The following is an 11,819-nucleotide window of genomic DNA, read 5'->3' as shown; positions in this document are numbered from 1 at the left end:
GACTCATTGTCCGCCATCGACCGGTGACAGGCCGGCAACGAAGTGTTGCAGGGCGCTGGCTACCTCGTCGGCATGGCCGAGGAACGGCGCATGGCCGCCATGGGCGATGGTCAGCGCCTGCGCACCCGGGGCCAGTGCCGCGGCGGCCTGCATCGCCGCCGGCGACACCAGCCGGTCACGCTGGCCGGCGATCCACAGGCTGGGTTTGCCCAGCGTCGGAAGTGCCCCGCGCAGGTCGCTGCTCTCCAGCAGGCGCAGGCCTTCCAGCAGGGCGCGTTCGCTGGGCGCGCCACGCTCGACCAGGCGCTGGCGCAGCGTGCGCAGCTCCTCGCGGGCGTGCGCCGAGCCCATCACGTCCAGCGCCAGGAAGCGTTCCAGGGTGCCACCGAAGTCGGTGGCCAGCTCGCGCCCGAACTGCTCGAACACCGCCGGCTCCACCGCATGCGGCCAGTCATCGCCACGCACGAAGCGTGGCGTGGCCGCGATCATCGCCAGCCCACGCACCTTCGGCAGTGTCGCGGCGGCGTGCAGCGCGAACAGGCCGCCCAGCGACCAGCCGCACCACACCGCCGGCGGCGTGGCTGCGGCAATGGCGTTGACCACGAACGGCAGGCGCAACGGCGTGGTGTCTTCGCGGCTGTGGCCATGGCCCGGCAGATCAACGCAATGCAGGGTGAACCGGTCGGCCAGGCGTTGCACCAGCGGCGCGAACACACCGCCCTGCAGGGCCCAGCCATGGATCAGTACCAGGTCCGGCCCCTGGCCGGTGACATCGATATGCATGGGAAAACGACAGCAGGCTCAGGCAAAGACAGGCAATGGCGGCGGCGCGGCGTCGCGCATCGCCAGGTCCACGCGGTCGCGCGCGCTGGCGATGGCCTCCACCAGGCCACGCACCTGCTCGGGGGTGTGCAGCGCGGACAGGGTGACGCGCAGGCGTGCCTTGCCTTCGGGCACGGTGGGCGGGCGGATCGCGCCGACCAGCCAACCGGCCTGTTCCAGTGCCCTGGACATCGCCATGGCGCGATGATCGTCACCACACAGCAGCGGCTGGATCGGCGTTTCCGAGGCCATCAGGTCCAGTCCGTGGCGGCGCGCTTCGCCGCGGAACAGCGCGATCAGGTCGGTCAGTTTGGAACGGCGCCAGTTGTCACGGCGCGCCAGGCGCACCGCTTCCAGTGCAGCCGCGGCCAGCGGCGGTGGCATCGCAGTGGTGTAGATGTACGGGCGTGCGGTTTCGGCCAGGTGTTCGACCAGGTCGTCGCGGCCCAGCACCAGCGCGCCGGAACCGCCCAGTGCCTTGCCCAGCGTGACCAGCTGCAGCGGCACATCGTCCACGCCCAGTCCGGCGGCGGCCACGGCACCGCGGCCGTCACCGACCACGCCCACGCCGTGCGCATCGTCCACATAGAACAGCGCCTGCTGCAGGCGCGCCACCAGCGACAATGCGCGCAGCGGTGCGATGTCGCCGTCCATGCTGAAGACACCGTCGGTGGCCAGCATCGCCGCACCGTCAGGCGCATGCTTGAGCTGGCGCATCGCGCCTTCGGCATCAAGGTGCGGATAGCGGCGCAGGCGTGCCCCGGCCAGCCGCGTCGCATCGAGCAGGCTGGCGTGGTTGAGCTTGTCCTGCACGCAGACGTCGTTCTCTTCGCTCAGCAGCGCCTGCTGCACGGCCAGGTTGGCGGCGAAGCCACTGCCGAACAGCAGTGCACGCGGATAGCCCAGCCACTCGGCCATTTCGCGTTCCAGCGCGTCATGCAGGGCGTGGTGGCCGCAGACCAGGTGCGAGGCGCCGGCACCGGCGCCTTCGCGCGCCGCTGCATCCTGCAACGCATTGACCACGCTGAACTGCTGGGCCAGGCCCAGGTAATCATTGCTGCAGAAGCCGGTCAGCCACTGGCCGTCCACCTCCAGGCGGACGCCATCACGGCGGCTGACCGTGCGCCGCGTGCGGCGACGGCCTTGGGCATCGCGCAGGGCGCGCTGGGCGTGGAGGCGGGCGGTCAGGTCGGGGCGGGCCATGGCGGCTGAATGCAGCGACGGGGCGGCTAGGGTAGCGCGTTGCCGCGACGCCTGCTTGCGGCCCGTCTCAGGCCGCGTGAGCGCAGCCACAGGCGGGCGCTTCGGCGCTGATATCGGCGTGCACGGTGCCACCGTGGTCGTGGCCCTCGGCATCCACCTGCACCGCCATCGGTTGCAGCCCCAGCCGCGCGAACAGGGCCAGGTCGCGTTCGCTCTCCGGGTTGCCGGTGGTCAGCAGCTTGTCCCCGTAGAAGATCGAGTTGGCACCGGCCACGAAGCACAGCGCCTGCAGTTCGTCGCTCATGGCTTCGCGCCCGGCCGACAGCCGCACCATCGAACGCGGCATGGCGATGCGCGCCACCGCGATCATGCGCACGAACTCGAACGGGTCCAGTTCGGCACTGCCATGCAGCGGCGTGCCCGCCACCTGCACCAGCTTGTTGATCGGCACCGAATCGGGATGCGCCGGCAGCGTGGCCAGTGCCAGCAGCAGGCCGACGCGCTGCGCGCGCGTCTCGCCCATGCCGACGATGCCGCCGCAGCAGGTCTTCAGGCCGGCATCGCGCACGTGCTCCAGCGTGTCCAGGCGGTCCTGGTACTGGCGCGTGTGGATGATCGAATCGTAGTAATCCGGCGCGGTGTCGAGGTTGTGGTTGTAGTAGTCCAGGCCGGCGTCCTTCAACGCGCGCGCCTGTTCGCCACTGAGCATGCCCAGCGTGGCGCAGGTCTCCAGGCCCAGTGCTTTCACCCCGGCGATCATCGCCGCCACCTTCGGGATGTCGCGGTCCTTCGGCGATCGCCACGCGGCACCCATGCAGAAGCGCGATGCGCCAGCGGCCTTGGCCTGGCGTGCCTTGGCCAGCACCGCGTCGGTGTCCATCAGCTTCTGCGCGTTCACCCCGGTGCTGTAGCGCTGTGCCTGCGGGCAGTACGCGCAATCTTCCGGGCAGCCGCCGGTCTTCACCGACAGCAGGGTGGACACCTGCACCTGCGACGGGTCGAAGTGCTCGCGATGGACCGCGGCGGCGCGGAACAGCAGCTCGGGGAACGGCAGATCGAACAGCGCCTGCAGTTCGTCGTGTTGCCAGTCGTGGCGGATGGCAGCAGCCATGGCGGGACCTTGGGTACGAGTGGAGCGAGGGCGGCAGTGTGGGTGGGGCGCCCTCGGCCTGTCAACCAAATTTCCTATTTCGTAGTTTACGGTGTAAATAGGGTGCTAAAACGACACTCTGCGGTGTACGTTTGCTGCTGCATACGGATTCGCGAGTTTCGCTTGGACAGCTATCAGACCTACCCGCCCCGCCGTGATGCCGTCCTGTGCAGTCTTGCCGAACTGCCCGACGGCGGCCTGCGCGTGGTGCTGGATGATCTGCGCCAGTCCGACACGCCAGGGCATTGGAAGAACCACGTCTTCGTGACCTTCAAGGATTACCCGGCAGGGCAGCTTGATCCGGCGACATTGCCGAAAGAGGAGCTCGAGGCTTTCGGCCACTATGTTCTGGTTCGCCTGTTGGCCATCAATGGCTGCCTGCGTGATACGGACGAGCGCTCCGACAACGATGCCCATCTCACTGACCAGGCGCGGCAGAACATCGCCGCGCTGACCAACGAGGACATCGCCTCGATCGATGAGCAGCTGTTCTCCCTCTGCGACGGGCAGTTCCGAAAGATCGCCTACATTGTGGGCATGGTCATGTCGCTGCAACCGAAGTGCCGATCAGGAATTCCCGATGTGTTCTATGCACAGCGTGTACGCATGCTGGTGGAACGGGGCGTGTTGCAGGCGCAGGGCGACCTCACGCGGATGGGCTGCTGCGAAGTGCGCATCCGGCAGTAGGCTTGCGCCAACCAAGACCTCGTTGGAACTGTGCTTACATCTACCTGCTGGAAGGACACATGCTGAAGTCCATCCAGAAGATGGAGGCAGCTAAGGCAATGAAAGAAGGATGCGCATGGAACCGGACACGATGCAGGGCGGAAAGCTGCTGATACTCGATCTGGATGAGACGCTGGTGCATGCCAGCGAGCGTGAACTGGAGCGACCCGCGGATTTCCGCCTCGTCGGCTACCACGTCTACCTGCGGCCCCATCTGCAGGCATTCCTCGACTATGCGTTTGCCCATTTCACGGTGGGTGTGTGGACGTCGTCCGGGCAACTGTACGCCGAACCGCTGGTGGACCGGCTGATGCCGGGGCGTCCGCTGGCGTTCCTGTGGTCCGCGCCGCGGTGCAGCATGGCCCGTGATTGGGAAACCGGCGGTTACACCTCGCAGAAGCGGCTGGGCAAGCTGAAGCGCCACGGCTTCCGTTTGGAGCAGATGATCGGTATCGATGACACGCCCGGCAAGTACGCCAGAAACTACGGAAATCTGGTCGAGGTGCGTGAGTTCACCGGTGATCCGGCTGATGACGAGCTGGCCCATCTGCAGCGATATCTGGAGTGGCTGCGGCAGCAGCCCAACGTGCGTGCGGTGGAGAAGCGCCGGTGGCGAGAGCGTCTGCACGCGTAGGTATCTGCACACGGCAGGTGCTATCGGCGAGCACCCGCACTTGCGCGTTTCACCGCATCCTGCAAGGCCTGCAGCCACAATAGCCGCTGCCCAACGGAAGCGCTGGCGCGCAGACTGTGCCCCATGACCGATCTCCATCGCCTCCGCGGCCGCATCACCGCGCTGGTTCTCAGCGAAGCCTGGCGCCGTCGTGCCGCGCTCTGGGGCGGCGCTGTGGCCGTGGCGCTGGTGGCCATCCTGTTCGCCAAGGCCAGCGACGCGGCCTTCCATCTGTTCCAGCGCATCACCGCGCACTCGCCATGGTGGGCCCTGCTGTTAACGCCCGGCATCTTCGCGCTGCTGGCCTGGCTCACGTCCGGTGTGCTGAAACCCACGCGGGGCAGCGGCATTCCGCAGGTCATCGCTGCGTTGGACAAGCCCGATGAGCCCTTCCGGAAGACCAATCTTTCGCCTGCGGTCTCAGCCGGCAAGCTGCTGCTGACGTCGTTGTCGCTGCTCGGTGGCGCGTCCGTTGGCCGCGAGGGCCCGACCGTGCATGTGGGTGCCAGCCTGATGTACCTGTTCGGCCGCTGGTTCGGCTTCAAGGATCCACGCGAGCTCTCGCACTTCCTGCTGGCGGGTGGTGCAGCGGGCATTGCCGCAGCGTTCAACACGCCGCTGGCCGGTATCGTCTTCGCCATCGAGGAGCTCAGCGGCCGTTTCGAGCATCGGTTCTCCGGCACCCTGCTGACCGCGGTGATTGTCGGCGGCGTGGTGTCGCTGGGCCTGCTCGGCAACTACACCTACTTCGGCCATGTGAGCGCGCGGTTGCCGCTGGGACAGGGCTGGCTGGCGATCCTGCTGTGCGGCGTGGTGGCCGGGTTGCTGGGCGGCCTTTTCGCGCGCGCGGTGCTGGCCAGTGCGGCGGGCCGCCCGCGTTGGCTGGGCCAGCTGCGGCAGCGGCATCCGGTGCTGCTGGCGGCAGGCTGCGGCCTGGTGGTGGTGGCGCTGGCGTTGACCTTCGGCGACGGCGCGTTCGGTACCGGCTACGAGCAGGCGCGCAGCCTGGTGCAGGGGCAGGCGATGGTCGGCCACGAGTTCGGGTCGATGAAGCTGCTGGCCAACCTCGCATCGTACGTGGCCGGTATTCCCGGCGGCCTGTTCTCGCCGGCGTTGGCGGTCGGTGCGGGACTGGGCCACAACCTGGCGGTGCTGATGCCGGGCGTGGATCCGCGTGCGTTCGTGCTGCTGGGCATGTGTGCCTACCTGACCGGCGTCACCCAGGCACCGCTGACCTCGGCAGTGATCTCGCTGGAGCTGACCGATAGTGGTGATCTGCTGCTGCCGATCCTGGCCACGGTGCTGATCGCGCGTGGCGTGTCCGGGCTGGTATGCCGGGTGCCGATCTACCGAGGGATGGCGGAGGTGTTGCTGACGTCGGCCGTTGCATCAACCGGGCCTGTGCAGGGCGAACGCCCTTCCTGATCGGCAGCACCCTCCGCTGTTGCGGGCAGCCCCGACACTGCCATCGGTCCTTCGCCGATGGCCGCACGGCGGGGCGCGATGAAGCATGGGGGATGCGTATTGATCTCCTGCATTCGGCAACCCGTGTCTCCCGCGCACTGCTGGGCATCCTGCTGCCTCTCCGCTGCCTGGTCTGCGGCGATCCGGGCCATGATGATCTCGATCTGTGCCGCGCCTGCCTTGCCGAACTGCCCTGGGCCGGTCGTGCCTGCCTGCGTTGTGCGCTGCCGTTGCCGGACGCGGCCCTGATCGTCTGCGGCAGCTGCCGCGAGGAAGCACCGCCGCAGACGGCCACGCATGCCAGCCTGCTGTACCTGCCGCCGGTGGACCAGCTGCTGCTGCGCTACAAGTTCCATCAGGACCTGGCGGCTGGTCGCCTGCTGGCGCAGTTGATGCAGCGCGCACCACCGCCCTGGTCATGCCCGCCGCTGGTGCCGGTGCCGCTGCACCGCCGGCGCCTGCGCCAGCGCGGTTACAACCAGGCTGCCGAGCTGTGCCGGCTGCTGCCGTTGCCGGTCTGGCAGGGGCTGTACCGGCGGCGGCACACAGCGCCGCAGTCCGAACGCACGGCCGAACAGCGCAGGGAAAACCTGTTCGACGCGTTCGATGTCCACGGTCCGGTGCCTACGCGTCTGACGGTGGTCGACGACGTGATGACCACCGGCAGCACGGTAACGGAAATCGCCGAAACCCTGCGCTGCGTGGGCGCCGAAGAGGTGCGGGTGTGGGTGTGCGCGCGGGTGCCGTGATCGCTCCCTTCATCGCAACGGGCTAGGATGAAGCCGATTCCGGATCGAAGGAGTGGCCATGAATTCCCCCCTGTCTCCCTTGTTGTCGGCGGTTGGCCGTAGCTGGTGGATCCTGCTGCTGTATGGCCTGGTCGCGCTCGGCTTCGGCATCATCGCCATCGGTTGGCCGCTGTCCGCAGCCATGGCATTGGCCTGGACGCTGGGCGTGATGGCCATCATCGAAGGCGTCATCAGCCTGTTCGCACTGATCAGCGGCGGCAGCGGTGCCTCGCGCGGCTGGCTGGCGCTGTATGCCATCGCCTCGCTGGGCTTCGGCATCCTGGCGGTGATCAACCCGCTGGCCACCGCCAGCGTGCTGGTACTGTTCCTGGCGGCATGGCTGCTGGTGGCCGGCATCTATCGCATCGTCTTCGCCGTTCGCGTGCGCAAGCAGATCCAGGGCGAGTGGCTGCTGATCCTCAGTGGCGTGCTGGCAGTGGTGCTGGGGCTGCTGTTCGCGGCCAACCCGTATGCGGGCGTGGCGGTGACCACGCTGTGGATCGGCATTGGCAGCCTGCTGTACGGGCTGCTGCAGGTGCTGGTGGCGTTCAAGCTGCGGAAGCTGAAATGAGGGCGGTGCCATCGTTGTTGCTGGGGATGGCACTGGCCCTGAGCGGTTGCGCGCCGGGCGGCCTTCCGCACGCGCTGACCGGTGGCAAGGATCAGCCGCCGCGCGCCGGTGTGGACGTGCGCCTGAGCGCGGTCGATGCGGCCGGCAACGGCACTCCGGCGCGCTGGCAAGGTGAAACCCTGGCCCTGCGCGAGCCGCCGATTGCCGGCAGCGCCGACATCGCCGATGTGCGCTACGTGCTGGATCAGGACAAGCAACCTGGCCTGCAGATCCGCTATCGACCCGAAGCGCACCAGCGCATCCACGATGGCACGGCAGCACTGGTCGGCCAGCGAGCGGCGATCAGCGTGGATGGCCGCGTGCTGATGGTGGCGACGGTGAAAGGCCCGTTCGGGGAATCGATGATGCTGAGCGGGCTGCCGAGCGTTGCCGAGGCGCAGGCGCTGGCCAGGCACATCACCGGTCAGTGACGGGCGCGCCAACACCACCGCGCTACGCGCGGAGGTCGACCAAGGTCGACCGCTACCGTGCGAACCGTGCTTCGATTTCCTCGAGTGACTTGCCCTTGGTCTCCGGCAGCCAGAACGCGGCCACCAGGAAGAACACGAAGGTGCACGCTGCCCAGAACACGAACATGCTGGCGTAGCCGTAGTGGCCCACCGTCGGCAGGAAGATCGCGGCGATGGTGGTCGACACGAACTGGTTGATCAGCAGGGCGATGCTCATGCCGTTGGAGCGGATGCGGTTGGGCATCAGTTCTGACAGCGCCAGCCACACGCACACGCCGGGGCCGACCGCGAAGAACGCGACGAACACCAGGATGCAGGCAGCGACCGCCCAGCCATGGGCCGGCGGCGGTACCGGGCCGATACGGGCCTGCTCGATGCGCAGCGGTGCCTGCGCGGCACTGGCCGGGTCGGCAAACGGGTTCAGATGCAGTTTGCGGAAGAAGGCACCGATCACGCTGTCGGCCTGCACGGTGCCGGCGCGCGCGATGCGCAGCTCGCGATCTGTCAGGTTGTCGCTGCGCAGGGCGCGCACATTGGTGAAGTCACCATAGGCGTACGACACGGTCAGCTGCATCGGCCGGCCCTGGCTGTCGATGCCATTGCCCAGGCGCTGCCACTGCGCGTCGTCCAGCACCAGCTGCAGGCCGTCGCCGCTGACCGCCGCCTGCAGCTGCGGCTGCACGTCAGCACGGCCGTGCTCGGCCTGGAAGAACAGGGTGGCGGCGGCCAGCAGCGCCACGCAGATGCCGCCGCTGCCGAGCATCAGCAGGAACTTGCGACCTTTGCGGTCGACCAGCAGCAGGGCGACCACGGTCATCACCGCGTTGAGCAGCTTGATTGCCACGTCGGCGCCGTTGGCGACCGAGCCGGACAGGCCAGCCTGGTTGAGGATGTTCACCGCGTAGGCCAGCACTGAGTTGATGCCGGTGGCCTGGGTGCAGGCCAGCACCACGCAGGCCAGCAGGAACGGCACCACATAGCGGCGGCTGAGCAGGGGGTCGCGCCTGCCGTCGCTGCTGCTCGATTCCGGCGCCTGGATCTGGGCCAGCGTGGGCTCGACGTCTGCGCTGGGAAGCACACGCTGCAGGCTGCGGCGGGCGTCGTCGATGCGACCGCGACGCACCAGCCAGCGCGGCGATTCGGACAGCCAGAAAATGCCCGCGCAGAACAACAGGCCCGGCGCCAGGCAACTCCAGAAGATGGTGCGCCAGGCATGATCCTTCACCGTGAACAGTTCCTGCGCCTGCTGTGCAAGCGGCAGCGAGCGCACCGCTTCGGCGGCGGCATCCACCGCATGTGCGTGGTACAGCCCGATCAGTGCGGCCAGCACCAGGCCAATGGTCAGCAGCAGCTGGAACATTGCCGCACCCCGGCCACGTCGCTCGGGACTGAGGACCTCGGCCAGGTACAGCGGCACCACCACGCCGATCAGGCCACCGCTGACGCCTTGAAGCAGGCGGCCCAGCAGCAGCGGCGTATAGCCGGAGGCCAGCGCCATGATCGGGATGGAGGCGGTGAACAGCAGGCCGGCCAGCAGCATCGCACCGCGGCGACCGATCAGGTCGGCGACCATGCCGGCGAACAGCGAGGACAGCACGCTGCCCAGCAGTACCGCCGCCACCACGAAGCCGAGCTGCTGGCTGCTGAGCTGCCAGGCGTGGCTGGCCGTTGCTTCCAGGTAGGGCAGGGCACCGGCGATGATGCCGATGTCGATGCCGTACAGCAGGCCACCGAGGCCGCCGATGAAGAGCAGGTAGCGCACGGGCCAGCGCGGGGTGGGGGAAGCGGGTACGGCAGGGGCGGCGGCTGCGGTCATCGGCGTATTCCTGGAATAACGGGGATGGTGCGTGGCTGGGGCATTTCGCTTGCGCGCTTCATGTAAAGCCGGGCCATGCTCGGCTTGCCGCGCGAAGCACGGCGCGGACGTCATCGATGTCGGTACGAAAAGCAGCCGAGCATGGCTCGGCTCTACATGAACGCAGATCTCAAGCGTCTGCGGCGTTCAGATCGACTACCCGCCCACCGACCACCACCTGCTGCAGGCGCAGCTCGGCGTCCAGCACCACCAGGTCGGCGCGGGCGTCGGGCGCGATGCGGCCGCGATCGCCCAGGCCCAGGTAGTCGGCCGGGAAGGTGGAAACCCGCTGCGAGGCATCGGCCAGGTCCAGGCCGACGCGCACCAGGTTGCGCAGTGCCTGGTCCATGGTCAGCGCGCTGCCGGCCAGCGAGCCGGTGGCCAGGCGCACGCAACCGCCACACTTGTGCACGCGCTGCTCGCCCAGTGCGTACTCGCCATCGGGCATGCCGGTGGCGGCAGTGGCATCGGTCACCGCGTACAGGCGCGGGATCGCGCGCGCAGCCAGGCGGGTCACACCGGGGTGGATGTGCTGCAGGTCGGGGATGATCTCGGCGTACTGCGCATGCGCCAGCGCGGCCGCAGCGATGCCTGGGCGATAGTGATCGACGCCGGTCATGCCGTTGAACAGGTGGGTGAAGCCGGAGGCACCCGCTTGCAGGGCAGCCACGCCCTCTTCGTAAGTGCCCGCACTGTGGCCGAGCTGCACGCGGATGCCCAGTGCCGACAGTGCGGGAATCAGCGCGGTGTGCTCGCCGATTTCCGGCGCCAGTGTCATCACCCGGATCGGCGCCAGCGCGTGCAGCTGCTGTACCAGCGCCAGCGTCGCCTCGATGGTGCGGTTGGGTTGCGCGCCCAATCGCTGCGGGCTGATGAAGGGGCCTTCCAGATGCACGCCGGCGATGCATGCCGCATCGGCGTCGGGCGCGGCCATGGCGGCGGCCACACCCTGCAGCGCGTGCGCGATCTCGTCCAGGCCGGCGGTCATGGTGGTGGCCAGCAGCGTGGTGGTGCCGAAGCGCAGATGGGTGCGGGCGATGGTGCGCGCCACGTCGCCGCCCTGCATCAGGTCCACGCCGGCCGCACCGTGCACATGCAGGTCGATGAAGCCGGGCAGGATCACCGGCAGCTGCGGGTCATCAGCGCCGCTGTGGTCATCCACCTGCATTTGGCGCACATGCGAATCAAAATGGACGTGGCCGCGCCGCCAACCCAGTGGGGTGAGGATGCGGCCGTGCAGGGAACGGGTATCGGTCATGCGGGAGGCTCGGCGATGATCACGTCGATGCCCAGCCGCTGCAGTCCCTCGCGGGTTGCGTCGTCGATGCCGGCGTCGGTGATGATGGCGTGGATCTGGTCCAGGCGGGCGATGCGGTGCAGGCTGACGCGGCCGAACTTGGAGGCGTCGGTCAGCACCACGATGCGACGCGCGCGTTCGACCATGCGGTGGTTAAGGCGGGCTTCGGCTTCGTCATGGGTGGTCAGCCCGAACTGCAGGTCCAGGCCATCCACGCCCAGGAACAGGGTGTCGAAGCTGTACGAGTTGAGGCTGGCTTCGGCCTGGCTGCCCTGCAGCGAGAGCGATTGCTGGCGCAGCAGGCCGCCGGTCAGCAGCACGTTGATGCCCGGCGCGTTGGCCAGTTCCCAGGCGATGTTCAAGCCATTGGTCATCACCGTCACGTCGCGATGCGCGCGCAGGTGACGGGCCAGCGTCATCGTGGTCGAGCCCGAGTCGATGATGATGTTGTCGCCCGGCTGCACCAGGCGCGCCGCACAGGCGCCGATGGACTCCTTCAGTGGCAGGTTCAGCGCATCCTTCTCGTGGATGTCCTGCTCCTGTGGCGGGGTGCGCACCAGCGTGGCACCACCGTGGGTACGGTTGGCCAGGCCCTGCGACTCGAAGTGGGTCAGATCGGCACGGATGGTCACCGCCGACACGCCGAAGCGCTCGACCAGATCGGCCACCTGCACCGAGCCGTGCTCGATCAGCAGCTGCAGGATCTGTTGCCGGCGGGAGCGGGTGTTGCGCATGGCCATTCTCGGTTTCGCGGGGAAGGT

12 protein-coding genes are annotated in these 11,819 nt (G+C 68.2%); 6 read left to right on the top strand and 6 right to left on the bottom strand.

All coding sequences use genetic code 11. The annotated features are described in order from the left end of the window. Nucleotides 1–3: 3 nt before the first annotated feature. The 3 genes from bioH to bioB form a co-directional block, all read right to left on the bottom strand. Nucleotides 4–783, bottom strand: a complete 780-nt coding sequence (bioH, locus tag NSQ78_RS20675) for a pimeloyl-ACP methyl ester esterase BioH (RefSeq protein WP_053461639.1) — start codon at nucleotides 781–783, stop codon at nucleotides 4–6. An 18-nt stretch (nucleotides 784–801) separates the two neighbouring features. After that, complete coding sequence (gene bioF, locus NSQ78_RS20670; protein WP_049461379.1) at nucleotides 802–2,025, bottom strand: 8-amino-7-oxononanoate synthase; 1,224 nt, start codon at nucleotides 2,023–2,025, stop codon at nucleotides 802–804. Nucleotides 2,026–2,092: 67 nt separating this feature from the next. Next, nucleotides 2,093–3,136, bottom strand: coding sequence for a biotin synthase BioB (gene bioB / locus NSQ78_RS20665; RefSeq protein WP_064239457.1), 1,044 nt, complete (start codon nucleotides 3,134–3,136; stop codon nucleotides 2,093–2,095). Between the two features lie 162 nt (nucleotides 3,137–3,298). Here bioB and NSQ78_RS20660 point away from each other — a divergent pair, with 162 nt between their 5' ends. From NSQ78_RS20660 to NSQ78_RS20635, 6 genes are all read left to right on the top strand, one after another. After that, on the top strand, nucleotides 3,299–3,862 hold the full coding sequence (locus tag NSQ78_RS20660; protein ID WP_064239456.1) for a DUF3658 domain-containing protein: 564 nt from the start codon (nucleotides 3,299–3,301) through the stop codon (nucleotides 3,860–3,862). Nucleotides 3,863–3,977: 115 nt separating this feature from the next. Continuing rightward, on the top strand, nucleotides 3,978–4,535 hold the full coding sequence (locus tag NSQ78_RS20655) for an HAD family hydrolase (RefSeq protein ID WP_197591042.1): 558 nt from the start codon (nucleotides 3,978–3,980) through the stop codon (nucleotides 4,533–4,535). Between the two features lie 123 nt (nucleotides 4,536–4,658). Then, nucleotides 4,659–5,999, top strand: a complete 1,341-nt coding sequence (locus NSQ78_RS20650; protein ID WP_339207407.1) for a chloride channel protein — start codon at nucleotides 4,659–4,661, stop codon at nucleotides 5,997–5,999. Between the two features lie 92 nt (nucleotides 6,000–6,091). Beyond that, complete coding sequence (locus NSQ78_RS20645) at nucleotides 6,092–6,787, top strand: ComF family protein (RefSeq protein WP_064239453.1); 696 nt, start codon at nucleotides 6,092–6,094, stop codon at nucleotides 6,785–6,787. A 58-nt stretch (nucleotides 6,788–6,845) separates the two neighbouring features. Further along, nucleotides 6,846–7,397, top strand: a complete 552-nt coding sequence (locus NSQ78_RS20640; protein WP_064239452.1) for an HdeD family acid-resistance protein — start codon at nucleotides 6,846–6,848, stop codon at nucleotides 7,395–7,397. Then, nucleotides 7,394–7,867 (top strand): hypothetical protein, encoded by a 474-nt coding sequence (locus NSQ78_RS20635; protein ID WP_064239451.1) that lies wholly within the window; start codon nucleotides 7,394–7,396, stop codon nucleotides 7,865–7,867. Before NSQ78_RS20640 ends, NSQ78_RS20635 begins: the two co-directional genes overlap by 4 nt. A 52-nt stretch (nucleotides 7,868–7,919) precedes the next feature. Here NSQ78_RS20635 and NSQ78_RS20630 read toward each other — a convergent pair whose 3' ends face one another. The 3 genes from NSQ78_RS20630 to NSQ78_RS20620 all read right to left on the bottom strand — a co-directional run bounded on the left by NSQ78_RS20630 (nucleotide 7,920) and on the right by NSQ78_RS20620 (nucleotide 11,792). Further along, nucleotides 7,920–9,722, bottom strand: a complete 1,803-nt coding sequence (locus NSQ78_RS20630) for an MFS transporter (RefSeq protein WP_064239450.1) — start codon at nucleotides 9,720–9,722, stop codon at nucleotides 7,920–7,922. 169 nt (nucleotides 9,723–9,891) lie between these two features. Continuing rightward, the gene (locus NSQ78_RS20625) at nucleotides 9,892–11,019 is read right to left on the bottom strand and encodes an amidohydrolase family protein (RefSeq protein WP_339207403.1); all 1,128 of its coding nucleotides are present in this window, start codon (nucleotides 11,017–11,019) and stop codon (nucleotides 9,892–9,894) included. Further along, nucleotides 11,016–11,792, bottom strand: a complete 777-nt coding sequence (locus NSQ78_RS20620; protein WP_049468965.1) for a DeoR family transcriptional regulator — start codon at nucleotides 11,790–11,792, stop codon at nucleotides 11,016–11,018. The genes NSQ78_RS20625 and NSQ78_RS20620 overlap by 4 nt, the downstream gene beginning before the upstream one ends. Between the last annotated feature and the right edge of the window lie 27 nt (nucleotides 11,793–11,819).

Origin of the sequence: Stenotrophomonas sp. FSL W7-1447 (assembly GCF_037966425.1) — a bacterium.
Lineage (GTDB): Bacteria > Pseudomonadota > Gammaproteobacteria > Xanthomonadales > Xanthomonadaceae > Stenotrophomonas > Stenotrophomonas pavanii.
This window is presented reverse-complemented; position numbering and strand designations above follow the sequence as displayed.